A 23,520-nucleotide genomic window follows, 5' to 3' on the forward strand; every position below is an offset into this window, starting at 1 on the left:
ACCCGTCAGGCAACGGAGAAGACCCAGCGCAGGTTGGGGCTGCCGTCGTCGGACCACACCTTGAGCGGGGAACCCGAGGGCACGTTCCCGCCGCTGTCGAGGACCAGCCCGCTGGCCCGGTTCTTGATCGCGCAGACCCCGCCGCCGGTGTCGGTGATCGACCACTGCTGGCTCGCCGCGCCGGTGTAGGCCGACTGCACCGGGTTGCCGCCGGCGGTGGTGGCACCGGCTCCGTCGATCACCAGGCCGTTGGTGCGGTTGGTCAGCTTGACGAACCCGTCGCCGGTGTCCTCGATGCCGAACTGGAGGTTGGTGCTGTCGTCCGGGGTCCAGATCTTCAGCTTGCTGCCCGCCGCGACCGCTCCCCCGCCGTCGACGGCCAGGCCGTTGGTGACGTTGACGATCCGGAACCACCGGGCGGGGTCGAACGCCACGCGCAGCGAGACGATGGCGGCCGCCCGCACGTCCGGCGTGGCCACGAGGAACCGGCTCGGCGTCCCGGTGAAGTCGTCGGCCGGGTAGCCGATGGCCTGGTAGCCGTCCCCGGGCCAGATCGCGGAAACGGGCTTCGCCAGCGCGGCCTTCAGCTGGGCCGCGGTGTAACTGCCGATCCCCAGCGTCGCACTCGCTCCGCGAAAGCCGCGGTCGGCGAACACCTTCGCGCCGGACGCGGGACCCACCACCGGGATCTTGCCCGCGAACGTCAGCTTCAGCACGTAGGCAGGCGAGTCGTACGGCTTGGCAGGAAGGGTGACGTGCAAAGCACTTGCGTCCTGCGTGTACTTCAGCGCGCCGGGGGCGCCGAGCAGTTCGACGCGGCGCAGGCTGCTCAGGTCGATCCGCTTGCCGGACAGCGTGGTGAGGTCCGCCGTGGTCCCGGGCCAGCCCAGCACGGTCGCGTAGAGCACGCGGCCCGCCTTGTCCCGGGTGAACCGGAAGTCCTTCGGCGTACCCACCTTCGGCGAGACGAACGAGCCGCCGCCCATCTTGGTCGGCCCCTCGCCGTAGACGTCCCAGGCCCGCGTCGAATAGATCGACTCGCCGACGCGCCCGAGGTAGGTGCCGAAGTCGGCGAGCACCGCGCGCTGCTCGGCCGGGATGGTGCCTTCGAGCGTCGGGGAGATGTTGAGCAGCATGTTGCCGCCCTTGCTGACCCGGTCGATCAGCGCGTGGATCATCTGCGTGCTCGAGTAGTAGCCGATGCCCTGGGTGTAGCTCCAGCTGCTGCTGCTGATCGCGTCGTCGGTGAGCCAGTACGGCGTGACGATGTCTGCCGGGCCGCCGCGCTCGTAGTCCGCGACCTCGCCGTTGGTGTTGAACCCCTGGTCGAAGTGCTTGTACGTCGAGACGACGTCCTTGCCCCACTTCTGCGCCTGGTTGTAGTAGTAGGCCAGGAATTCGAGGCGCTGCTGCTCCCCCACCGCGCACGGGCCACTGTTGATGCAGTAGCCGGGCGAGTTCAGCGAGAAGTCCTGCCAGAGGATGTCGGGCTTCGCGCGGTCGATCACCTCCTTGAGCTTGGCCAGCCAGAGCTTGTCTTCCTCGCTGCGCGGCAGCTGGCCGTACAGCTTGCGCAGGGTCGGGGTGCTCTGTGGCGGGGCGAAGTCGTAGAAGCCGTTGTAGTTGAACGCGTGGTGCATCGCGACCAGCAGTTTCAGGCCCTGCCCGCGGATCGCGTCGGAGAACAGCTTCAGCAGGTTCAGGTGCGGCCCGCGCGCCACCGAGTTCCACTCGTTGACCTTGCTGTCCCACATCGAGTACCCGTCGTGGTGCTCGGCGACCGGGCCGGCGAACTTCGCCCCGGACGCCTTGACCACCCGGGCCCACTCCTCCGGGTCGAACTGCCCGCCCCGGGAGGCCGGCTTCGGCGCGAACTGGACGTGGTTGCCGGCCACGTCGGTGCCGCCGTCGATGAACCGGTCGTAGCCCCACACCGTGGGGTCGCCGTAGGTCGCCTTGTGGTGCTTGTTCTCGCCGCTGTCCGGGATGTACATGTTCCGGCCGTACCACTCGCTGCCGAACTCCGGGGTGGTGAAGGCGCCCCAGTGCCAGTAGATGCCGAACTTGGCGTCCTGGAACCACTCCGGCGCCGGCGGGTGCCGGTCGACCGACGGCCAGGTGGGTTCGTACCGCTCGCACGCGGCGGCCGCCGCCGCCGGGCCGGCCAGCGCGGGCGGCACGGCCGCCGCGGCGAGCCCGGCGGCCGCGAGGGCACCGAACTGGCGGCGGGACAACGGGTTCTGGTGCGTCATTGCACTCCTCGGAGGTGATGGGGAGCTAACCGGAAATCAATCGGGACAGCAGGTCCGGCGACACCTCGCGGCGAAAGGCACCGACGTTGGCCTGCACCTGGGCGGCGCTCGTGACACCGACCAGGACTGAGATGACGGCGGGATGCGCGGCGGCGAACGCGAGCGCGGCCTCGGCCAGGTCGTACCCCGCCGAAGCGGCGACCTCCCGCATGCGCTGCGCCCGGGCCAGCAGGTCAACCGACGCCGGGGCGTAGTCGAACCAGGCGCCCGGCCGGGGGTCGATGAGCAGGCCGGAGTTGAACACCCCGCCCAGCACCACGTCCACCCCGCGCTCGCCGCAGAGGTCGAGCAGCCGCCCACCGCTGCGGTCGAGCAGCGTGTACCGGCCGGCGAGCAGCACCACGTCGACGTCGAGCCGCTCGACGAACCGGGCGGGCATCTCCCACTGGTTCATCCCGACGCCGATCGCGGAGACCACACCTTCGTCGCGCAGCCGGCACAGCTCCGGCCACGCCTCGGTGGCGGCTTGCTCCTCGTGCTCGTCGGGGTCGTGCAGGTAGCCGACGTCGACGCGGTCGAGGCCCAGGCGGTCGAGGCTGCCTTCGATCCCCCGGCGGACGGCGTCCGCGGAGAAGTCGAAGAAGCAGCCGCCGTCGGTGAGCGTCCGCCCCACCTTGGTCGATACCGTGAACGAGCCTGCGGGCAGCCCGGCCAGCGCCCGGCCGAGCCGGCGCTCGGCCAGCCCGAAGCCGTAGTAGGGCGCGGTGTCGAAGTACCGCACCCCGGCGCCGGCCGCCGCCGCGATGACCTCCGCGGCGGCCTCGTCGTCGACGTCCCCGAAGACGTTGCCCAGGCCCGCGGTGCCCAGGCCGAGGTCCGCCATCAGGTCTGCCGCTTGCCGCTGGTGATGCGGGACATCACCAGCGCGATGAGGATGATCGCGCCGTTGAGCGCGCCGATCCACTGGGCAGGCACGCCCGCCAGGGTCAGCACGTTCTGGATCATGTACAGCAGCAGGATGCCGGTGAAGGCACCGAAGAGCGTGCCGCGGCCGCCGTTCAGGCTCACGCCGCCGATCACGGCGGCGGCGAACACGGTGAAGATGTAGCCGTTGCCCTGCGCCGCGGCCACCGAGGCGAGCCGCCCCGAAAGCAGCAGCCCGCCGAGTGCGGCCAGCACGCTGGCCCCGATCAGCACGAGCCAGACGATGCGGTCGGTCCGGATGCCCGCGGCCTTCGCCGCGTCCTCGTTCCCGCCGATCGCGTAGAGGCTGCGGCCGAACCGGGTGTAGCCGAGCAGGACGATCCCGCCGGCGAACAGCAGCACGCAGACCCAGATCGAAGCCGGGATCCCGGCCCACAACGTCGTACCGAGGTAGAGCAGCGAATCGGGCAGGCCGAAGAAGGTCTGGCCGCCGGAGATCCCGGTCAGCAGGCCGCGCAGCACGATCAGCATGCCGAGGGTGACGACGAACCCGCTCAGCCCGAACCGGACGATCAGCAGGGAGTTGAGCGCCCCCACCACCACGCCGACCAGGAGCACCACGGGCACGGCGGTCCACGACGGCAGCAGCCCGAGCGAATGGCCACCGCCGATCGTCAGCCAGGCCGCCACGCCGGGCGCCAGGCCGAAGGTCGATTCCAGCGAGAGGTCCATCTTGCCGACGACCAGGACCATCGTCTGGGCGAGCACCAGCAGCGCGATCTCCGACATCGTCTGCAGGATGTTGATCACGTTGTCGTACTGGAGGAACACCGGGTTCACCAGCTGGCCGACGACGGCGATCGCGATGATCCCGGGCACCAGCGCGAAGTCGCGCAGGCGGGCCAGTGCGATGCGCCGCGGCGGCCGCGTGGCGCCGGGCTCGGTCCGCGGCGGGGCGCCCACCGCGGCGGGGCTTTCAGGCATCGAGGTCGACTCCTTCCATGGCGGCCACGACCTCGCGGTCCTGCCAGCCTGCGGGTATTTCGGTGGCGAGCCGGCCGTGCACCACGACCAGCAGCCGGTCGCACAGGCGCAGGTCGTCGAGTTCGTCCGAGGCGATCAGCACCGCGGTGCCCGCCGCGGCGGCCTCCGCGACCTTGCCCAGGAGGAACTCCTTCGACCGCACGTCGACCCCGGCGGTGGGGGTGATCAGCACGAGCAGCCGGGGGTCGCCGGCCAGCGCACGGGCCATCACGACCTTCTGCTGGTTGCCGCCCGACAGCGCCGACACCGGCAGTTCCGGGCCGGGGGTCTTCACCGCCAGCCGCGTGATCAGCGTCCCGGCGAGCCGGTCGCGCAGGCCGGACCGGACGAAGATGCCCGGGCCGAGCCGGTCCATCACGCTCATCGTGGAGTTGTCCGCAATGGACATCTCCGGCACGAAACCCTGGTGGTGGCGGTCTTCCGGGACGAACCCGACCCCCGCGGCCAGTGCCGACGGGACGTCGCCGGACCGAGGCCGCCGGTCTCCGACGAAGACCGTACCGGAGGTGGGTTTGCGCAGCCCGGCCAGTGCCTCGGCGAGCTCGGTCTTGCCGCTGCCGCCCGATCCGGCCAGCCCGACGACCTCTCCGGGCGCGATGTCGAACGACACGTCCGCGAAGTACGGGGCGAGGGTCAGGTCGTCGACCCGGAGCACGGGTTCGAGGCCGTGCCGGGCCGACGACGTCCGCTCCTGCACCGCGACGGCGTTCTCCCCGGTCATCGCGGCCACGAGATCGGCCTTCGGCAGCTCGGCGACCGGCGAGGTGAGGACGTGCCGGGCGTCCCGGTACACCGTCACCGTGTCGCAGATTTCGTACACCTCCTGCAGGTGGTGGCTGATGAACAGGAAGGTGACGCCCTGCCTCTGCAGCTCGGCCACGTGCTCGAACAGCCGGGTGATGGCGGCCCCGTCGAGCTGCGCGGTCGGCTCGTCGAGGATGACGAACCGGGCGCCGAACGACAGGGCCCGCGCGATCTCCACGAACTGCCGCTGCTCCACGCTCAGCTCCCGGGCCGGGCGGTGCACGTCGACGTCCACCGACCAGCGTTCGAGCAGCTCGCCGGCCGAGCGGCGCAGCGCGGCCCAGCGGACGAACCCGCCGCGGGTCTCCTGCCGGTTGAGGAACAGGTTCTCCGCCACCGACAGCTCGGGAATGATCGTCGACCGCTGGTACACGCAGGCCACCCGGGACCGCCAGGCGTCCCGGTCGGCCAGTGCCGGGGCCGGCTCCCCGTTCAGCCGCACGGTTCCGGCGTCCGGCTCGGTCAGTCCGGTGAGGACGGACACCATGGTCGACTTGCCGGCCCCGTTGCGGCCGACCAGCGCGTGCGTCTGTCCGGGTAGGACGGTCAGGTCGGCTTCGTCCAGGGCGACCGTGGCGCCGTAGCGCTTGACCACCTGACGGGCCTCGACGACCGGCACGGTGCTCATGTGCTTCCTCTCCGAAGCATGGCGGTGTGGTGGTCTGCCGCGGCTCTCGTGAGTGGTAATTAGGGTTAGAACCCTAATTACCACTCACGAGCCGCCGCGGGACGCTGGACGGGGGTCAGCTCTTGCTGTTGCCCCACAGGGACTGGTCGTCGACCTTGACGCTGCTCACCGGCCCGAACGTGGCACCGTCCGCGGTGACCAGCGGCGCGGCCAGCTGGTCCTCCATCAGGCCGTCGCGGACGGCGATGATGGTGCTGTCGTGGTCGGTCTTGCCCGGGGCCGGCGTCTTGCCGGCGATGGCGTCCTTGACGTACTGCAGGGCCCACTTGGCGAACAGGTCCGCGGGCTGGGACACGGTCGCGTCCATCTCGCCGGCCCGGATCTTGGCGAGCTCCTCGGGGATGCCGTCGTTGGACACGATGAACACGTGCTTCGGGTCGCTCGCCGGCACCGCCAGGCCACGCTGCTTCAGCAGCTGCAGCGTGCCGGACAGGGCGAAGCTGGACTGCATGTAGACACCCTTGATGTCCGGGTTCGCGGTCAGCCGGGTCTGCAGCTTCTGGGCCGCGGTGTTGGCGTCCCAGTTGGTCGCCTCGCCGAAGACCGTGATGCCCGGGAAGTCCTTCTTCATGCAGTCGTTGAAGGCTTCGGTGCGGTCGCGGCCGTTGATCGAGGCGAGGTCGCCCTGCAGCATGACGACCTTGCCTTTGCCGCCGAGCTTGGTGCCGAGGAACTGGCAGGCCTTCTCGCCGTAGGCGCGGTTGTCGGCCCGCACGACCATGTAGACGTTGCCCTGGTCGGGCCGGGTGTCGACGGACACGACCGGGATCTTCTTGCTCGCGAGCTGCTGCAGGGTCGGGATGATCGCCGCGGTGTCCTGCGGCGCCATCACCACGCCCTTGACGCCCTGGCTGATCATCGTCTGCACGTTGGCCGTCAGGTTCGCGACGTCGTTCTGCGAGTTGGTGGTCTTGAGGTCGAGCCCGAACTGGCCGGCGAACTGGGGCACGTACTTGATGTAGGCGTTCCAGAAGTCGGTGTCCGAGCGCGGGTAGTCGACCCCCACGACGGTTTTGCCGCCCGAAGCGGCGGTCGTACCGCCGCCACTGCAGCCGGCCAGTGCGGCCGTGGTCAGGACACCGGCTGTGATGACGGCGGCGGCGCGCAGGTGCTGGAACTTCATGACCTCTCCTCGTTGACAGGTTTCGGGCGGAGACGGAGGCCCGACATCCCGCCGTCCACGGCGAGATCGGTGCCGGTGGTGGCACCGGAGTCCGGGCCGGCCAGGTAGCAGATCGCCGCGGCGACCTCGTCGGCGGTGACGAGCCGCCCGGTGGGTTGACGGGCGGCGAGCGCGGCCAGTTCGGCGGCGGGATCGTCGGCCGTGGCCAGCAGCCGGTCGATCCAGGGGGTGTGCGCGGTGCCGGGATTCACGCAGCACACGCGGATCCCGTCGGCCAGGTGGTCGGCGGCCATCGCGCGGGTGAGCGCGAGGACCGCGCCTTTCGTGGCGCTGTAGAGCGCCCGCTGCGGCAGGCCGGCGGTGGCCGCGATCGAGCAGGTGTTCACGATCGCCGCCGCGGCCGACTCGCGCAGGTGCGGCAGGGCCGCGCGGGTCACCCGCACCATGCCCACGACGTTGACGTCGAAGACGCGGTGCCACTCGGCGTCGGCGTTGTCCTCGACGGTTCCTTGCGCGCCGATCCCGGCGTTGTTGACCAGGACGTCCAGGCCGCCGAGGTGGTCTGCCGCGGCGGCGACCGCGGCCCGCACCGACCCGTCGTCGGAGACGTCGGCCCGCACGCCGGTCAGCGGCTCTTCGACCTTGTCGTTCAGGTCGAGGCAGACGACCCGGGCGCCGCACGCGGACAACCTCAGCGCCGTGGCGAGCCCGATCCCGGACGCCCCGCCGGTCACGATCGCCCGGACACCGTCGAACTCCCCGCTCACGCGACCACCACCGCGTCCCGCTGCCAGACCGGGCCGTCGGGGAACCGGTACTGCGCCACGGATTCCGCGTGCAGCCGCGCCCCGAGCCCGGGCTCCCGCGGGGCCAGGTAGCGGCCCCGTTCGATCCGGACCGGGTCGACGAAGTGCTCGTGCAGGTGGTCCACGTACTCGATGACGCGGTCCTCCTGGCTGCCGCTCACCGCGACGAAGTCGAACATCGACAGGTGCTGGACCATTTCGCACAGCCCGACCCCGCCGGCGTGCGGGCAGACCGGGACGCCGAACTTCGCGGCCAGCAACAGGATCGCGATGTTCTCGGTGACGCCGGCGACCCGGCTCGCGTCGAGCTGGAGGATGTCGATCGCCTCGGCCTGCAGGAGCTGCTTGAACATCACCGCGTTGTGGGTGTGCTCGCCGGTGGCCACCTTGATCGGCGCGACGGCCCGGCGGATCGCCGCGTGGCCGAGCACGTCGTCGGGCGAGGTCGGTTCTTCGATCCAGTACGGGTCGAATTCGGAGAGGGGGCGCAGCCATTCGATGGCCTGCCGGACGCCCCAGGCCTGGTTGGCGTCGATGGCGATCCGGATGTCCGGTCCGACGACGTCCCGGGCGAGCCGCAGCCGGCGGATGTCCTCGTCGAGGTCGGCGCCGACCTTGAGCTTGATCTGGGTGAAGCCGTCGGCGACCGCCTCCGCGGAGAGCGCCGCCAGCTTCTCCGGCGAGTACCCGAGCCAACCGGGAGTCGTGGTGTAGGCGGGGAAACCGGACTCCAGCAGCTCGGCCTGGCGGGCCGCGCGGCCCGGTTCGGCGCGGCGGAGGATGTCGAGGGCTTCGTCGCGGGTCAGGGCGTCCTGCAGGTACCGGAAGTCGACGAGGTCGACCAGTTCCTCCGGCGGCAGTTCGGCGAGCAGCCGCCAGACCGGCTTGCCTTCGCGGCGGGCCCGCAGGTCCCACGCCGCGTTGACGATCGCGGCCGCGGCCATGTGGATCGCGCCCTTGTCCGGGCCCAGCCACCGCAGTTGGCTGTCCCCGGTCACCCGGCGGGAGAAGGCGCCGAGGTCGCCGAGCGCGTCGGTCACCGGCATCCCGACGACCAGGGGCACGAGCGCCCGGACGGCGGCCACCTCGACGTCGTTGCCGCGGCCCACGGTGAAAGCGAGCCCGTAGCCCTCGTCGCCGTCACTCGTGCGGATGGTCACGTACGCCGCCGAGTAGTCGGGTTCCGGGTTCATCGCGTCCGACCCGTCCAGGCTCAGCGAAGTCGGGAAGCGCACGTCCACGGCGTCGATGGCGCTGATCACTTCGGCCAACGGGGCCACCTCTCCTTCGGGGCAGACAACATATGTATGGCTACGCGTCGGCTCGTGGAATGTCCAGAGTCGATCCGTAACACGGCAATAACGTGGACGCAAAGTTATCGATGACTACTCTGCGCACTTTTACATATGATGAATGGTCAGAGCTTTGAACAAGACATCATATGTCTGCTACGGTCCCCGGCCATGCGCTTCCAACGCCTCGGCGACCCCGGCCACGAGATCCCCGTCGTCCTCGACGAAACCGGTGCGGCGCGGGACCTGCGGTCGCTGACCCCGGACGTCGACGGCGCTTTCTTCACCGCCGACGGCGTCGCGCGGGCCCGCGCGGCGCTGCGCGACGGGACCCTCCCGGCGCTCGAGACGGCCGGCTTGCGCGTCGGCGCCCCGGTGGCCCGGCCCGGCCTCCTGGTCTGCATCGGGCTGAACTACTCCGACCACGCCGCGGAAACCGGCGCGCACCCGCCCGCCGAGCCGGTGGTGTTCCTCAAGGCCACCAACACGATCGTCGGCCCGGACGACACCGTGCTCATCCCGCGCACCAGCACCAAGACCGACTACGAAGTCGAGCTCGCCGTCGTGCTCGGCGCGCGGGCACGGTACCTGGCGACGCCGGAGGACGCCGACGCGGTCATCGCCGGGTACGCCGTCTCGAACGACGTCAGCGAGCGCGACTTCCAGCACGAACGCGGCGGCCAGTGGACCAAGGGCAAGTCGTGCGAGACGTTCAACCCGCTCGGCCCGTGGCTGGTCACCCCGGACGAGGCCGGCGACCCCCAGGACCTCGGCCTGCACCTCGCCGTCAACGGGCAGCCGCGCCAGGACGGCACGACGCGGAACATGCTCTTCGGCGTCCGGCACATCGTCTGGTACCTCAGCCAGTTCATGGTGCTCGAGCCGGGCGACGTCGTGAACACCGGTACGCCGGCCGGCGTCGCGTTCGGCGCCAACGACTTCCCCTATCTGTCCGAAGAGGACGAAGTGACCGTGGAGATCGACGGCCTCGGCCGCCAGCACCACCGGATCGGCCAGGCATGACGGGCCGGCGGGTCGACGCGCACCACCACCTGTGGCAGACCTCCGTGCGGCGCCACGAGTGGCTCGACGGAGACGACACCGCGGCGATCCGGCGCGACTTCACCCCGGCCGATCTCCGGGCGGCCGCTTCGGGAATCGACGCGACGGTGCTCGTCCAGGTCCTGCCGGACCTCGAAGAGTCGGTGGAGTTCCTCGCGATCGCCGCCGGCGAGCCGCTCATCGCCGGCGTGGTCGGCTGGATCGACCTCACCGGCTCGCCGGCCCGGGACCTCGAACGGCTGCGGTCCGCGCCAGGCGGCGAGCTGCTGACCGGCATCCGGCACCTCGTCCAGGCCGAGCCCGACCCGCGCTGGCTGGAACGCGAAGACGTCCTGGCCGGGCTCGCGGCCGTGCGCGACGCCGGGCTGGTGTACGACCTGCTCGTGCTGCCCCACCAGCTCCCGGCGGCCACCGCGGCGGTCCGTGCGCTGCCGGACCTCACCTTCGTCCTCGACCACCTCGCGAAACCGCCGATCGCCGCCGGGCAGCTCGAACCCTGGGCGACGGAACTGGCCACGCTGGCCCGGGAACCCAACGTCGTCGCGAAGCTCTCCGGTTTGGTGACGGAAGCCGGCCGGCCTTGGCGGGTCGAGGATCTGCGGCCCTACGCGGAAACCGCGCTCACCGCGTTCGGCCCCGACCGGCTGATGCTCGGGTCCGACTGGCCGGTGTGCCTGCTCGCGGGAACCTACGCCGAAGTCATGGCCGCCGCCGACAGCTTGCTCGACGGCCTGACACCGGCCGAACGCGACGCCGTCCGCGGCGGGACCGCGACCCGCGTCTACGGGCCGGCGTCATGACCGCGCGGGCGGTCCGGCTTGCGTACGGCGAGAACGGCCTGGATCTCACCATCGACCCGGCGGTCACCACCGTGGTGACCCCGGTGCACCACCCGGTCACCGAACCCGCGGACGTGCTGCTGCGCCGGGCGTTGCGGGAACCGGTCGCCGGGCCGCCGCTGCGCGAGCGGGTGCGGCCGGGGCAGACCGTCGCGATCTCGGCGTGCGACGGAACCCGGCCGCAGCCGCGCGAACTGATGATACCGGCGATCCTTGCCGAACTGGACGGCATCGTCCGCCTCGAGGACGTCGTCATCCTGGTCGCCACCGGCACCCACCGCGGCAACTCCCCCGCCGAGCTGCGCGCCATGTTCGGCGACGAAGTCGTCGACACCGTCCGGATCGTGAACCACGACGCCCGCGACCGCGCGAGCCTGACCTGGCTGGGACGCTACGGCGACGACGTCCCGGTCTGGCTGAACAGCGAGTGGACCGCCGCCGACGTGCGGATCACCACCGGGTTCGTCGAACCGCACTTCTTCGCCGGCTTTTCGGGCGGCCCCAAGCTCGTCGCGCCCGGGCTGGCGGCGCTGGAGACCGTGCTGGTGCTGCACGACGCCCGCCGGATCGGGCACGCCAACGCCACCTGGGGGATCACCGAAGGCAATCCCGTGCACGACGACGTCCGCGCGATCGCCGCGGCCACCGGCGTCACCTTCGCCCTCGACGTCATCCTCAACCGCGACAAGGCGGTCATCGGTGCCTTCGGCGGCGACCTCCCGGACATGCACGCGGCCGCGACCCGCGCCGCCCGCGACGTCGCCATGCGGCCGGTGCCGGCGCCGTTCGACGTCGTGGTGACGACCAATTCCGGTTATCCCCTCGACCAGAACCTCTACCAGGCCGTCAAAGGGATGTCGGCGGCGCACCGGATCACCAAGCCCGGCGGGACGATCGTCTGTGCCGCCGAGTGCCGGGACGGCTTCCCCGACCACGGCTCCTACCGGGAGGTCCTCGCTTCGGCGAGTTCCCCGGCGGCCCTGCTCGCCGAGATCGCCGCCCGCCCGGTGACCGTGCCCGACCAGTGGCAGGTCCAGATCCAGGCGAAGATCCAGGACGACTGCCGGGTGGTGGTGCACACCGATTTCCTGAGCGAGGCCGACCTCGCGACGGCGCACCTGACCCGGACCACCGACATCGCGGCCACCGTGGCCGAAGCGCTCGACCGGGCCGGACCGGGCGCGCGGGCCTGCGTGCTCCCCGAAGGCCCGCTGACGATCCCGTACGTGCCGGCATGAGTACCGCCGACGTACTTTTCCACGCGGAGGCGGCATGAACACCGCCGACGTACTTTTCCCCGCGGAGGCGGCATGAACACCGCCGATCTCGGGTTCGCGCGCGTCGACCTGGACCGCGAACACCGCCAGGGACTCCCGGAAGTCGTTTACGGGCCAGGGAAACAACCCGAGCAGATCGCGGCCATCGTGCGGACGTTGCTCGCGCACAACACCGGTCCGGTGCTGGTCACCCGGATCGAAGCCGAACCGGCGCAGGCCGTGCTGGCCGAGGTCCCCGGCGGCCGTTACGCCCCCGGCGCGCGGCTCCTGGTCTGGCGCCCGGCCCCGGCGACGGCTTTCACGGTCGCCGTGGCCGCGGCCGGCACGTCCGACGGCCCGGTCGCCGAGGAGGCCGCGGAAGTCGCCACGGCCATCGGCCTCGCGGTGCGGGCGATCACCGACGTCGGTGTGGCGGGCATCCACCGGCTGCTCGCCGAAGCCGAACAGCTGCGCGAAGCCGACGCGGTCATCGTCGTCGCGGGCATGGAGGGTGCGCTCGCCTCGGCCGTCGGGGGCCTGGTCGCCGGCCCGGTGATCGCCGTCCCCACCTCCACCGGGTACGGCGCGGGCCTCGAAGGCGTGACCGCGCTGCTGGCCATGCACGCGTCCTGCGCGGCGGGGATCACGGTGGTCAACATCGACTCGGGCTTCGGCGCGGCGATGGCCGCCTTCCGACTCGCGCAAGTCCTGCGGAGGCCACGATGACCCTGTGCGTCATCTCGCCCTTCACCGGCCTGGCCGGAGACATGCTGCTGGCCGCCCTCGTCGATGCCGGTGCACCGGTGGCACCCATCCGGTCCGCCATCGCCGCCAGCGGGCTGACCGGGTGGGAGCTGCACGTCGAGTCCCTGCTCACCCATGGGCTCACGGCCGCCCGCGCGCAGGTGGCCGTGACCGATGACGCCACCAGCCGGCCCGCGGCCGAGCTGATCGCCATGGCCGGGCGGGTCGAGCCCGCGCCGGTCGCGGCCCGGGCGGTCGCCGCGCTGCGCGCGATCGCCGAAGTGGAAGGCAGGCTGCACGGGGAAGATCCCGGACGCGTCCACCTCCACGAACTCGGCGGGCACGACACGCTCGTCGACGTCATCGGCGTCTGCGCCGCACTGGACGCCCTCGAAGTGTCCACTGTGTACTGTGGGGCGCTGCCCCTCGGCACCGGCACCGTCCGCACCGCGCACGGCATCCTCCCGTGCCCCGCCCCCGCGACCGCGGCTCTGTTGAAGGGCGCGCGCACGGTCGGGAGCGACCTGGTGGGCGAGACGGTCACCCCCACCGCGGCCGCGCTGCTGAAGGCCACCGGCGCCCGGTACGAGCCGCCGCCGGAATTCCGCCTGCTGGCCACCGGCTACGGCGCGGGCACCCGGTCACTGCCGGACCGGCCGAACGTCGCGGTCGTGCACCTCGGCGAGCCGGTGGACGCCGGGCCCCGCACGCTGGTGGTGCTGGAGACGAACCTCGACGACGTCACCGGCGAAGTGCTCGGGCACGTCGTCGGCGAACTCCTCTCCGCCGGCGCGCTCGACGCGTGGATCAGCCCGGTGACCATGAAGAAGGGCCGCCCGGCCCACGTCCTGCACGTGCTCGCCGAGCCGGAGCACGCCACCCGGCTCGGGGCCCTGGTCCTCGCCGAAACCGGCAGCCTCGGCTTCCGCGAGTACCCGGTTCGCCGCACCGCACTGGAACGGGAGACCGAAACCGTCGACGTCCTCGGGCTGCCGGTGCGGCGCAAGCGCGGACCGCACGGCGCGAAACCCGAGCACGACGACGTCGTGGCCGCCGCACGCGAACTCGGGCTGCCGGCCCGCGTCGTCGCGACGATCGCCGCGGGGCGCTGATGGACGACACCCGGCTCGTCACGCACCTGGCCGGCCTCGGTCGGCTCGCGGTGGCGTTCTCCGGCGGCGCCGACTCGGCGCTGGTGCTCGCGGCCGCCGTCCGCGCCCTCGGCCCGGCGGACGTGCTCGCGGTGACGGCGAACTCCGCCAGCCTGGCGGCGGTGGAACTGGCCGGCGCGAGGAAGATCGCGGCCGAGCTCGGGGTCCGCCACCTCACCCCGCCGACCGGCGAGCTGGCCGAGCCCGGGTACGCGGCCAACGGGCGCCGGCGCTGCTACTTCTGCAAGACCACCGTGCTCACGACGATCGCCGAAGTGGCCGTCGCCCACGGGTTCCCGGCGCTGGCCACCGGCACGAACGCCGACGACGCCGTCGATCCGTTCCGGCCGGGCATCCGCGCGGGCGACGAACTCGGCGTGCACACCCCGCTGCGGACCCTCGGTCTGTCCAAAGAGGACGTCCGGGCGATCGCGCGGCGCTGGGGGCTCGCCTGGGCGGACAAACCGGCGGCGCCCTGCCTGGCGAGCCGGGTCCGGTACGGCATCCCGATCACCACGGCCACGCTGGCGCGGGTGGAACAGGCCGAATCGGTGGTGCGCGCGGTCCTGGACGACCGTGGCCTGCGCTACCGCGACCTGCGGGTGCGCGACCTCGGTGGCACGGCCCGGATCGAGCTCGACGCCGCCGTGGCCGCGGCCCTCCAGGACGATCGGCGCCTGCTTGATGCCGTGCGAGTGCTCGGTTTCGGCGAGGTCGCCGTCACGACCTTCCGGTCCGGTGCCCTCAACCACCACTGATGCATCGCAGGTTCGCGGCAACAGGCTTCCCCGCCTCGGATGCACGGTATCGTGATGGGTTCGCCGCATCGACCGCCCCTGCCGAGGAGAAGGAATGAGCCGCGCCCGCCGGATCGACACGCACCAGCACATCATCCCGCCGTGGTACGCGGACCTGCTGCACGAGAAGGGCATCCGCCCCGGCGGCGTGGACGTGCCCCCCTGGTCCGAAGCCGCAGCGCTGGAGTTCATGGACAGCCATGACATCCAGACAGCCGTGCTCTCCCTGCCCGCGCCCGGCCTCTTCTTCGGTGACATCGCCGAAACGCGCCGCCGGGCCCGGGACATCAACGAGCAGTGCGCCGAAGCCGTGACGCGGCACCCGGACCGGTTCGGCTTCTTCGCCACCCTCACCCTGCCCGATGTGGACGGTGCGCTCGCCGAGGCCGAGTACGCCGTGGACACGCTGCACGCCGACGGGATCGTGCTGCTGGCCAACAACGACGGCCGCTACCTCGGCGACCCGGGGTTCGAGCCGCTGCTGGCGTTCCTGCACGACCGCGGGACGCCGGTGTTCGTCCACCCCGGCGAACTGCCCGCGCCGGTGGTCCCCGGCATCCCGACGTTCACCGCGGACTTCCTGCTCGACACGACCCGGACCGCGGTCAGCCTGATCCTGTCCGGCGCGATGGAGAAGTACCCGGGGATCAAGTTCATCCTCGCCCACGCCGGCGGGTTCGTCCCCTACATCGCCTACCGGATCCTGCTGACCATGCTCAACGGGAAGGACCAGGCGGAGCAGGCCCAGGTGCTCCTCGACCCGCAGCACCACGTGCCCGGCTATCTGGCCGTGCTCAAGCAGTTCTACTACGACCTCGCGCTCTCGGGGACCCCCGCGGCGCTGCCCAGCCTCCTGGAAGTCGCCGCCCCGGACCACATCACCTACGGCTCCGACTTCCCGTTCGCCGCGCCCCCGGTGGTCGGGTTCATGGACGCGCAGTACACGCAGTACCCGATGGACTCCTCCCTGCGCGCGGCGATCGACCGCGGCAACGCCGAGGCCCTGTTCCCCCGGCTCAAGGCCTGAGCTTCACCCGCCGGAGCTGCGGACGGCCCGGCCGGCCAGCTCGGCGAAAGCCGCCCGCAGCTCCGGCGGGCCCACCACGTCGATCTCGCAGTCGAAGCGCAGCAGCCCGGCGGCGAGCGCCGCCCACGACCAGGACCCGGCCAGCAGCCGGGTCCGGCCGGGGGCGGCTTCGGCCACGACACCGTCGCCGGCGAACGGCGCCACGTCGGCGACCGGCCGGTCGAGGACCACCTCTCCCCGGCACGGCCAGCGGTCACCGGCGTCGGATCCCTTGAACCGGGCGGAAAGGAACGCCGCGACGTCGCCGCCCGGCACGTCCCGCGGGGTGAACCGGGGTCCGTTCGGGATGCGCAGCCGCATCCGATCGACGCGGTAGGTCCGCCAGTCCTCGCGGGCGGCGTCCCAGCCGATCAGGTACCACCGTCCACTTCGGACCACGAGGTGGTGCGGCCGCACCCGGCGCGGCGGGCGCACCTCGGCCGGCCGCGCCGGGGACTCGTAGTCGAAGCGGATCTCCTCGGTGGCCCGGATCGCCGAGCTCAGGGCCAGCAGGAGGCCCGGGTCGACCTGGGTGGCGGCGCCGCCGGCCGCGGCGATCTCCAGCACGTCGACACGCTGCCGCAGGCGGGCGGGCAGCACCTGGCGCACGGTGGCCAGCGCCCGCGCGGCGGCTTCCTCGATGCCCGCGCCGGTCCCGACGGCGATCCGCAGCGCCACGGCGAGCGCGACCGCCTGCTCTTCGTCGAACAACAGCGGCGGCATCCGGCTGCCGCCTTCGAGCCGGTAGCCGCCGTCGGGCCCCTTGACCGCCTGCACGGGATAGCCGAGCTCCCGGAGCCGGTCGACGTCCCGGCGCACGGTCCGCTCGCTGACGCCCAGCCGGCCGGCGAGCAGCGCGCCCGGCCAGTCCCGGCGGGCCTGCAGCAGGGACAGCAGCGAGAGCAGGCGACCCGAGGTCGCCGTCGAGGAGGCGATCGGCATGACTTTCATGGTGCCACCAGAAGCGGACGTTCCCTGACCGCTACTGCTGACACGGTGGCTCTCGTCGGAACGCCCACGAAAAGGACCAACCATGTCGCTCAACGCTGTCGCCCACCTCAACTTCACCGGCCAGGCTCGCGCGGCCCTGGAGTTCTACCAGTCGGTCTTCGGCGGCCACACCACCGTCGTCACCTACGGCGACTTCGGGCTGCCCGCCGGGCTGCCCGACGCGGGCAAGGTGGTGTTCGGCCAGGTCACCGCGGACAACGGGTTCACCGTCATGGCCTACGACGTCCCCGGCGCCGACGGCCCGGTCACCCCGGCCGCGCCCACCACCCGCCGCGAGAACGGCACCACGATCACGAAGGAGCCGTTCTTCCTTTCCGTCCGCGGCGCGACCGTCGACGAGGTCTCCCCGGTCTGGAAGGGCCTCGCCGAGGGCGCGACCGTCATCGAGGAGTTCGGCCCGGCCCCGTGGGCGCCCGCCTTCGGCATGCTGACCGACCGCTTCGGCGTCACCTGGATCATCGACGTCGCCGCCGAATACCAGGGCTGATCGTTCCCGGCGGTGGGATGCCCGGCACCGGCGCATCCCCCCGCGTCCGATCTGCTGCCGTCCGGATGTCTTGAATGACTCATTCAAGACATCCGACGCCAGGAATGAGTCATTCAAGGCGCTCGGGCCCGTCGCTACGCCTGCGCCGGCGTCGCGGACCTACCGCGACCGGAACGTCTTCCGGTACGCGCTCGGGCTGACCCGGACCGTCTGCGCGAACTGCGCCCGGAAGTTGCTCGGCGACGGGAACCCCACCTGCCCGGCGATCCGGTCGATCGTGTGGTCGGTCAGCTCCAGCAGCTCCTGCGCGTGCCGGATCCGCACCCCGGTCAGCCACTGGATCGGGCTCTGCCCGGTCTCCGCGTGGAAGTGCCGGGTCAGCGTGCGCGTGCTCATGCCCGCCGCGTCGGCGATGTCGGCCAGGGTCAGCGGGCGGTGGGCGTTCTCCTCGATCCAGCCGAGGGCCTTCTCCAGCGTCGCGGTCCGATAGGTCGGGCGGTTGCGCAGGATGTACTGCCCCTGCCCGCCGGTGCGCTGCAGCGGCGCGACGGCCAGCCGCGCGACGTCGGCGGCGACCGCGGCGCCGTAGTCGCGCTCCACGATGTGCAGGCACATGTCCAGCCCCGCCGACGCGCCCGCGGAGGTCAGGATCTGCCCGTTGTCGACGTAGAGGGCGTCCGGGTCGACCTCGACGGCGGGATACCGGCGGGCCAGCTCGTCGGTGGCGAGCCAGTGCGTGGTCGCCCGCTGCCCGTCGAGCAGGCCGGCCTCGGCGAGCGTGAACGCACCGACGCAGATGGAGGCGACCCGCGTTCCGCGCGCGACGGCGGCCCGCAGGAACTCCGCCACGCCGTCCGGGGTCGGCCGGTCCGGATCGTTCCGCCCCGGGACGACGACGAGGTCGGCGCGCGCGACCTCGGCGAGCCCCACGTCGACGGTGAGCCGCACCGGGCCGGCGCCGACCACCGGCTCCGGCCCGGCGACGACGAGCCGGTAGCCCCCGCGGCCGTCCGGCAGCCGGACCCGGCCGAGCGTTTCGATCGGCGTGGCCAGATCGAACGCGATCACGTCGTCGAGGGCCAGCACCGCCACCGTGTACATGCCGCCAAAGTACGCCGGGTGGCGTGATCCAGTCGTCCGGCTACCTGGTGGCCAGGCGCCGGCGGACGGTGCGTTCGAGGATGCCGAGGGTGGCTTTGAGGGCGGACTCGGGGACCACCGGGAAGGTGAGGCGCCGCTTCCACTCCTCGGCGAGCTCCGACCAGTCGTAGTAGGACGTGACGCGGGTGCCGCCCTCGGCCGGCTCCAGCCGGTAGCCGTAGATGTGGCGGAACTGCGTCCCGGTCCGGCCCTCGACGGTCCAGGCGATCTCCTCGTCCGGGACGAGCTTGGTGATGACCACCTCGACCTCGTACTTGCCGAGCGGAACGTCCCCGAGGGCGGCCCGGTCCATGTGCACCACGAACCGGTCGCCGGCCCGCTCGACCGGCGGCCCCTCGGCGTCCATGAGCATGCCCGACGCGTCGATGTCCACGTGTCCCTTCGGGTCGGTCAAGACCGCGAAGACGGCGTCGGCGGGCGCGGGGACGACCCGGGACACCTCGAGGCGTTCGGCGCCCGGCGTTTCGGCCGTGGCGGTCAGGACCGCGCGGCCGAGGACGTGCCCGGCCATGGTGAAGCCGAGAACGGCCGGGGTGGCCTCGGCCGGGACGCCGATCGAGGCGACGTCGAGGGCGTGCACCACGAAGAAGTAGCGGTGCGGGCCGTGGCCGGCCGGCGGGGCCGCGCCGACGAAGCGGGCTTCGCGGGTGTCGCCCGGGAGCTGGAAAGCGCCGTCCGGGAGGCCCGAGCCGGTGTCGTCGCCCGCGCCCACGGGCAGTTCGGTGACGGTGGCGGGGATGTCGGCGACCGCCCAGTGCCAGAACCCGGAGCCGGTCGGGGCATCGGGGTCGTAGACGGTGACGGCGTAGCTCTTCGTGCCCGCCGGGGCACCGCTCCAGCGCAGGTGCGGCGAGACGTTTTTCCCGGACCTCTGTTCGGGCGGCAGGGCGGCGCCGTCGGCGATCGTCGTACTGGTGACGGTGAAGGAAGGCACCTCGGGCAGGCGGGCGAACGGGTCGTTCATCGGATCACTTTCTCCCTGAGCTGAGCGGCGTCACCATCGACCATAGCACCAATAATCGATTATCAACTCGATCGTCTATACTTCTGGAGTGACCGAGACGACTTCACCGGCGCGGCAGATGCTCTCCGAGCAGGTCTACGCGCACCTGCGGGACGCGATCATGCGCGGGCAGCACTCCCCCGGCGAAGCCCTCAAACCGCAGGAACTGGCCAAGGCACACGGCGTGAGCCTGGCCGTCGTGCGCGAGGCGCTCGTGCGGCTGGTCGGCGACGGTCTCGCGGACCGCCTGCCCAATCGCGGCTTCGCGGTCCCGACCGTTTCCGACCGCCGCTGGCAGGAGGTCGCCGAGGCCCGCCGGACGGTCGAACCGCTCGTGCTGCGCCTGTCCCTCGAGCGTGGCGACCTCGACTGGGAAGCCCGGGTCCGGGCCACGCACCACCGGCTGGCCCGCACCCCGGCGTTCGCCCCCGGCGAGGGCCGCCACTACAGCGGCGAATGGGCCGAAGCCCACCGGATCTTCCACCGCACGCTGCTGGAGGGATGCGGCAACCCGGTGCTCCTGGAGACGTTCGACCGGATGTGGACGGCGAGCGAGCTGGCCCGCCGCTGGTCCGCCCACCGCGCACCCGGCCGCGACCACCTGGCCGAGCACGCCCTGCTGGAGCAGACGGCCTTGGCCCGCGACGCCGACGCCGCGGCCGAGGCCCTGACCCGGCACCTGACATCGACCGCGGCGGCCCTGACGGACGACCCGGCGCCGGACCCCCGCCTGCCGCACCCCTCGTGAGTGGTAATTAGGGTTCTAACCCGAATTACCACTCACGAGGGCTGGGCCGGCGCCCTCAAAGCAGGCTGGCGTCCATCGCCCGGACCGGGATCGCGTCCAGCGCGGCCAGCGTCTCGCCGTCGAGCACGATGTCCGCCGCCGCAACGTTGGCCTCGAGGTGCGCCGCGCTCGCGGTACCCGGGATGAGGTGCACGTTCGGCGCGCGGTGCAGCAGCCAGGCCAGTCCGACCTGCGCCGGCGTCCGCCCCAAAGAGCGCGCGGCCGCCTGCACGGCGGGCTCGTCGGTCACCTTCGGCAGCCCCGGGAACGCGCCGCCCAGCGGGAAGAACGGCACCCAGGCGATGTCCTCCGCGACGCACAACTCCACCATCTCCTCGTCGTCGCGGCCGACCAGGCTGTAGGCGTTCTGCACACAGGCAATACCCGCCGGAAGCGCCCGGCGCAGGACGTCGAGGGTGACGGCGCTGAGCCCGATCGCGCCGATCTTGCCCTCGTCGCGCAGGGCCGTCAGCACCGCGAGCTGGTCGTCGAGGCCGACGCGCTGGTCCCCCTCGGCGAGCACGCCGGGCCGCCGGTCGGCCCGGCGCAGGTTGACCAGCGGGATCCGGTCCAGCCCGAGCGAACGAAGGTTGTCCTCGACGCTCGCGCGCAGCTCTTCCGGCCGCTGCGCCAAGCGGAGCGGGATCGGCCCGCTGGGGTCCGGATCGGCGCCGACCTTGGTGGCGATCAGGACGTCGGAGCCGAGGGCTTCGCGGATGACGCCGTTGACGAAGCCGTTGCCGTAGAACTGGGCCGTGTCCACGTGGTCGACGCCGAGCTCGGCCGCGCGGCGCAGGAGGGCGACCGCCGCGGCGGGGTCGTCGTGCAGGCGCTCGAGCTGCATCGCCCCGTAGCCGACGCGGGAGACGGTGTGGCCGGCGAGCGCGGCGCGTTCGGGAGAAGGCATGGGTGTCCCCGTCCTCGTGCGATGATGACGAAGCGGAGGAGCCTCCGCTCGAGCCGACCGTAGCACAACCGGAGGTGCCTCCGCTTTGCCTTCTCCCGACCCCTCGCGACCGGTGCGCTCGGACGCGCGCCGCAACCGGGACAAGCTCGTCGCGGTCGCGCGTGCCGCGTTCGCCACCGACGGCACTGTCAACGGGACCGTCGCACTCGAAGCCGTCGCCCGCGAGGCCGGCGTCGGGATCGGGACGCTCTACCGGCACTTCCCGACCCGCGAGGCGCTCGTCGAAGCCGTCTACGCGGCGGAACTCGACGACGTCACCGCCGGCGCGCCGGCTCTCCTCGACGCGCTCGCGCCCGAAGACGCCCTCCGCGCGTGGATGGACCGCTATGCGGCGTTCGTGGCGACCAAACGCGGAATGGCGGACGTCCTGCGCGCGAGCGTCGCGTCGGGCCGCATCGCGACCCCGGTGACGCGGCAGCGCATCACCGCCGCGATCGGGGCGATCCTCGACGCGGGCGCGAAAGCGGGCACGCTGCGCGCCGGCGCCGACCCGGAGGACGTGACCCTGCTCCTGCTGGGCACGTTCCTGTCCACGGTGGACGAGCGCGATCCCGGGCGGACCGGGCGGATGCTCGACCTGATCGTCGACGCGCTGCGCGTGAACCGCTGATCGGGGAGCGCGTCAGCCGCGCGGCTTCGCGGTCACGAGCGAAATCACCGCCAGCACGGTGTTGACGGCGGAGATGGCGACGGTCAGCTTCGCCGCTTTGCCCCGGAGTTCGCCGCGCGCACCGGCATAGGCGGCGGCCGCGGTGTCCGTCGCGTGGATCAGGACCGCCTGCCGCAGGATCCGCCGGGCCGCCGGATCGTCCGCCTTGAGCAGCAGCAGGTCCGTCCCGAGGACCAGGGTGCGGATGCCGAACATGCGCGCCGGGTAGCCGAACCGCCGGTCCTCCCCCGGCGTGCTGCCCAGGCTCGCCGCCATCCGGCCGGGCGCGAGCCGCCCGACCGCGCCGTTGAAGATCCGCACGCAGGCCAGCGCTTTCCGCGCGGCGTCACCTGGTTCCATCGATCCACCCTCTCATCGGGACTTCGCTGCCCTCAAGCCGGTTCGCACAATGCGAGCGGGCGGGCTGGGCGAAGTGTAGAGCCGCCGGAACGGGAGCGCGTTCCGGCGGCCGGCGCCAGGTCGAGGACGTCCGTCGCTGCGCGGTCCGGAACGGCCCGTAGGCGGCCGCGACCTGACGCCGCCTCTTTCCCGAATGCGGTGAACGATCAGGACGCGGAAACGGAATAGCTGTTCGAGGTGAAGTTCAACCCACCCGAAGACGACGTGATTTCGAAGCCGAACTGCACTTCCCCGAGGGTCACGTCACCGAACCAGCCGCGGGCCTTGATCCAGTTCATGACCGCGAGGACGTCGACGGTGCCGGCGTTCGTGTTCGACGTGCGCAGGAACGAGAACACCGCGTTCGAGCCGTTCGATCCCTTGTAGACGTCCCAGGTGTGCCCGCCGACGCTCACCGTCGTCTGCTTGCTGCCGATCGGGCCGACCGCACCCTGCTTGTTGACCCACAACATGATTTCGTAGGCGTTGTTGTTCGCCCAGATGTCATAGGCGGTCTCGTACGCGCCGCTGCCCGGGCGGCTCACGTTGAAGCTGCTGGAAACCTGCCGCAGCGAGCTGAGCGTCCGGCCGACGTTCTTCGCCGAGTGCGGGTAGGACTTGACCCCGCCGGTGTTCGGCTGGTTGGAGTTCACCCCCCAGTTGCTGTAGGAGTTCGCCCAGATCGACTGCGGGCCGGCCCCGCTGCCCCAGACGTCGTTGCGGATGGTGTACCCGCCGTTGGACCAGGTCGCCCACTTGTCCGAAGACGACCAGGTGGCCGCTTCGGCCACCCCGGCGGTGGTCGCCACCACGGCGGCCGCGGTCAGCGAGACGAGCAGGGAACGCACAACGTTGTGCATTGGTTCGTCCTTTCCCGGTGGACTCGATGTCGAATCGTTTCGACGAGGTATTCATCGCCGGCGCGGCGTGAACGGGAGTGGGACGACTATCGCAGGCAGGCCGCGTACCGGTCAAGATACTGTGTGTGATTTACCCGCATTCGACCAGCATCGATCAAAAATCGTAAAACAATACTTCGATGATTTCGACCCATGCACCGGATTCGATTTCGTCGAATCGGGATCCGTTTTCGCGCGCCACCAGGAGGGCTATCTCGGCACCGCGATCGTCGATGCGGTTCGACAGCCGGCCGCCCCCGGCTTGACTCATGTCAGGTTCCTGACATACGGTGGTCGATGTCAGGAACC

24 protein-coding genes are annotated in these 23,520 nt (G+C 71.7%); 10 read left to right on the forward strand and 14 right to left on the reverse strand.

Features of this window, described 5'->3' with window-relative positions; all coding sequences use genetic code 11:
- Positions 1–5 precede the first annotated feature (5 nt).
- From ACLJQF_RS16955 to ACLJQF_RS16985, 7 genes are all read right to left on the reverse strand, one after another.
- The gene (locus tag ACLJQF_RS16955) at positions 6–2,252 is read right to left on the reverse strand and encodes an alpha-L-fucosidase (RefSeq protein WP_410609736.1); all 2,247 of its coding nucleotides are present in this window, start codon (positions 2,250–2,252) and stop codon (positions 6–8) included.
- 25 nt (positions 2,253–2,277) lie between these two features.
- The gene (locus ACLJQF_RS16960) at positions 2,278–3,135 is read right to left on the reverse strand and encodes an aldo/keto reductase (RefSeq protein WP_410609738.1); all 858 of its coding nucleotides are present in this window, start codon (positions 3,133–3,135) and stop codon (positions 2,278–2,280) included.
- Positions 3,135–4,160: an ABC transporter permease gene (locus ACLJQF_RS16965; protein WP_410609740.1), complete on the reverse strand. Its 1,026-nt coding sequence runs from the start codon at positions 4,158–4,160 to the stop codon at positions 3,135–3,137. The genes ACLJQF_RS16960 and ACLJQF_RS16965 overlap by 1 nt, the downstream gene beginning before the upstream one ends.
- Positions 4,153–5,652, reverse strand: coding sequence for a sugar ABC transporter ATP-binding protein (locus tag ACLJQF_RS16970; protein WP_410609742.1), 1,500 nt, complete (start codon positions 5,650–5,652; stop codon positions 4,153–4,155). The genes ACLJQF_RS16965 and ACLJQF_RS16970 overlap by 8 nt, the downstream gene beginning before the upstream one ends.
- 115 nt (positions 5,653–5,767) lie before the next feature.
- Complete coding sequence (locus tag ACLJQF_RS16975; protein WP_410609743.1) at positions 5,768–6,835, reverse strand: sugar ABC transporter substrate-binding protein; 1,068 nt, start codon at positions 6,833–6,835, stop codon at positions 5,768–5,770.
- Positions 6,832–7,602 (reverse strand): SDR family NAD(P)-dependent oxidoreductase, encoded by a 771-nt coding sequence (locus ACLJQF_RS16980; RefSeq protein ID WP_410609745.1) that lies wholly within the window; start codon positions 7,600–7,602, stop codon positions 6,832–6,834. Before ACLJQF_RS16980 ends, ACLJQF_RS16975 begins: the two co-directional genes overlap by 4 nt.
- Positions 7,599–8,921: an enolase C-terminal domain-like protein gene (locus ACLJQF_RS16985; RefSeq protein ID WP_410609747.1), complete on the reverse strand. Its 1,323-nt coding sequence runs from the start codon at positions 8,919–8,921 to the stop codon at positions 7,599–7,601. Before ACLJQF_RS16985 ends, ACLJQF_RS16980 begins: the two co-directional genes overlap by 4 nt.
- Before the next feature lie 183 nt (positions 8,922–9,104).
- Between ACLJQF_RS16985 and ACLJQF_RS16990 the strand changes: the two genes are divergently transcribed.
- From ACLJQF_RS16990 to ACLJQF_RS17020, 7 genes are all read left to right on the forward strand, one after another.
- Positions 9,105–9,956 (forward strand): fumarylacetoacetate hydrolase family protein, encoded by an 852-nt coding sequence (locus ACLJQF_RS16990; RefSeq protein WP_410609748.1) that lies wholly within the window; start codon positions 9,105–9,107, stop codon positions 9,954–9,956.
- Entirely contained in the window at positions 9,953–10,795 is an 843-nt protein-coding gene (locus tag ACLJQF_RS16995; protein ID WP_410609750.1) for an amidohydrolase family protein, read from the forward strand. Before ACLJQF_RS16990 ends, ACLJQF_RS16995 begins: the two co-directional genes overlap by 4 nt.
- Positions 10,792–12,072, forward strand: a complete 1,281-nt coding sequence (gene larA / locus ACLJQF_RS17000) for a nickel-dependent lactate racemase (protein WP_410609751.1) — start codon at positions 10,792–10,794, stop codon at positions 12,070–12,072. Before ACLJQF_RS16995 ends, larA begins: the two co-directional genes overlap by 4 nt.
- Positions 12,073–12,144: 72 nt before the next feature.
- On the forward strand, positions 12,145–12,816 hold the full coding sequence (gene larB, locus ACLJQF_RS17005; RefSeq protein ID WP_410609753.1) for a nickel pincer cofactor biosynthesis protein LarB: 672 nt from the start codon (positions 12,145–12,147) through the stop codon (positions 12,814–12,816).
- Positions 12,813–13,946: a nickel pincer cofactor biosynthesis protein LarC gene (larC, locus tag ACLJQF_RS17010; RefSeq protein ID WP_410609755.1), complete on the forward strand. Its 1,134-nt coding sequence runs from the start codon at positions 12,813–12,815 to the stop codon at positions 13,944–13,946. Before larB ends, larC begins: the two co-directional genes overlap by 4 nt.
- Positions 13,946–14,743, forward strand: a complete 798-nt coding sequence (gene larE / locus ACLJQF_RS17015) for an ATP-dependent sacrificial sulfur transferase LarE (RefSeq protein ID WP_410609756.1) — start codon at positions 13,946–13,948, stop codon at positions 14,741–14,743. Before larC ends, larE begins: the two co-directional genes overlap by 1 nt.
- 94 nt (positions 14,744–14,837) lie before the next feature.
- Positions 14,838–15,809, forward strand: a complete 972-nt coding sequence (locus tag ACLJQF_RS17020) for an amidohydrolase family protein (RefSeq protein ID WP_410609758.1) — start codon at positions 14,838–14,840, stop codon at positions 15,807–15,809.
- A gap of 3 nt (positions 15,810–15,812) precedes the next feature.
- Here ACLJQF_RS17020 and ACLJQF_RS17025 read toward each other — a convergent pair whose 3' ends face one another.
- The gene (locus ACLJQF_RS17025) at positions 15,813–16,790 is read right to left on the reverse strand and encodes a helix-turn-helix transcriptional regulator (RefSeq protein ID WP_410609760.1); all 978 of its coding nucleotides are present in this window, start codon (positions 16,788–16,790) and stop codon (positions 15,813–15,815) included.
- 91 nt (positions 16,791–16,881) lie between these two features.
- Here ACLJQF_RS17025 and ACLJQF_RS17030 point away from each other — a divergent pair, with 91 nt between their 5' ends.
- The gene (locus ACLJQF_RS17030; protein ID WP_410609762.1) at positions 16,882–17,346 is read left to right on the forward strand and encodes a VOC family protein; all 465 of its coding nucleotides are present in this window, start codon (positions 16,882–16,884) and stop codon (positions 17,344–17,346) included.
- Positions 17,347–17,505: 159 nt separating this feature from the next.
- On the opposite strand, the gene ACLJQF_RS17035 is transcribed toward ACLJQF_RS17030, so the two are convergent.
- Positions 17,506–18,447: a GlxA family transcriptional regulator gene (locus ACLJQF_RS17035; RefSeq protein WP_410609764.1), complete on the reverse strand. Its 942-nt coding sequence runs from the start codon at positions 18,445–18,447 to the stop codon at positions 17,506–17,508.
- Between the two features lie 40 nt (positions 18,448–18,487).
- The gene (locus ACLJQF_RS17040; protein ID WP_410609766.1) at positions 18,488–19,471 is read right to left on the reverse strand and encodes a YbhB/YbcL family Raf kinase inhibitor-like protein; all 984 of its coding nucleotides are present in this window, start codon (positions 19,469–19,471) and stop codon (positions 18,488–18,490) included.
- Positions 19,472–19,589: 118 nt separating this feature from the next.
- Between ACLJQF_RS17040 and ACLJQF_RS17045 the strand changes: the two genes are divergently transcribed.
- Positions 19,590–20,258: a GntR family transcriptional regulator gene (locus tag ACLJQF_RS17045; protein ID WP_410610329.1), complete on the forward strand. Its 669-nt coding sequence runs from the start codon at positions 19,590–19,592 to the stop codon at positions 20,256–20,258.
- A gap of 55 nt (positions 20,259–20,313) precedes the next feature.
- Here the strand turns inward: ACLJQF_RS17045 and ACLJQF_RS17050 are convergent, their stop codons facing one another.
- Positions 20,314–21,204 carry an aldo/keto reductase gene (locus ACLJQF_RS17050; RefSeq protein ID WP_410609767.1) on the reverse strand — a complete coding sequence of 297 codons (891 nt, stop codon included), beginning with the start codon at positions 21,202–21,204 and terminating at the stop codon, positions 20,314–20,316.
- An 85-nt stretch (positions 21,205–21,289) separates the two neighbouring features.
- Here ACLJQF_RS17050 and ACLJQF_RS17055 point away from each other — a divergent pair, with 85 nt between their 5' ends.
- Positions 21,290–21,874: a TetR/AcrR family transcriptional regulator gene (locus tag ACLJQF_RS17055; RefSeq protein ID WP_410609769.1), complete on the forward strand. Its 585-nt coding sequence runs from the start codon at positions 21,290–21,292 to the stop codon at positions 21,872–21,874.
- Between the two features lie 12 nt (positions 21,875–21,886).
- Here ACLJQF_RS17055 and ACLJQF_RS17060 read toward each other — a convergent pair whose 3' ends face one another.
- The 3 genes from ACLJQF_RS17060 to ACLJQF_RS17070 form a co-directional block, all read right to left on the reverse strand.
- Positions 21,887–22,273, reverse strand: coding sequence for a hypothetical protein (locus tag ACLJQF_RS17060; RefSeq protein ID WP_410609771.1), 387 nt, complete (start codon positions 22,271–22,273; stop codon positions 21,887–21,889).
- A 206-nt stretch (positions 22,274–22,479) separates the two neighbouring features.
- Entirely contained in the window at positions 22,480–23,172 is a 693-nt protein-coding gene (locus tag ACLJQF_RS17065) for a glycoside hydrolase family 12 protein (protein WP_410609772.1), read from the reverse strand.
- Positions 23,173–23,326: 154 nt separating this feature from the next.
- Positions 23,327–23,482, reverse strand: coding sequence for a hypothetical protein (locus ACLJQF_RS17070; protein WP_410609773.1), 156 nt, complete (start codon positions 23,480–23,482; stop codon positions 23,327–23,329).
- Positions 23,483–23,520: the final 38 nt, after the last annotated feature.

It is taken from the genome of Amycolatopsis sp. lyj-109 (assembly GCF_046548995.1).
Classification (GTDB): domain Bacteria; phylum Actinomycetota; class Actinomycetes; order Mycobacteriales; family Pseudonocardiaceae; genus Amycolatopsis.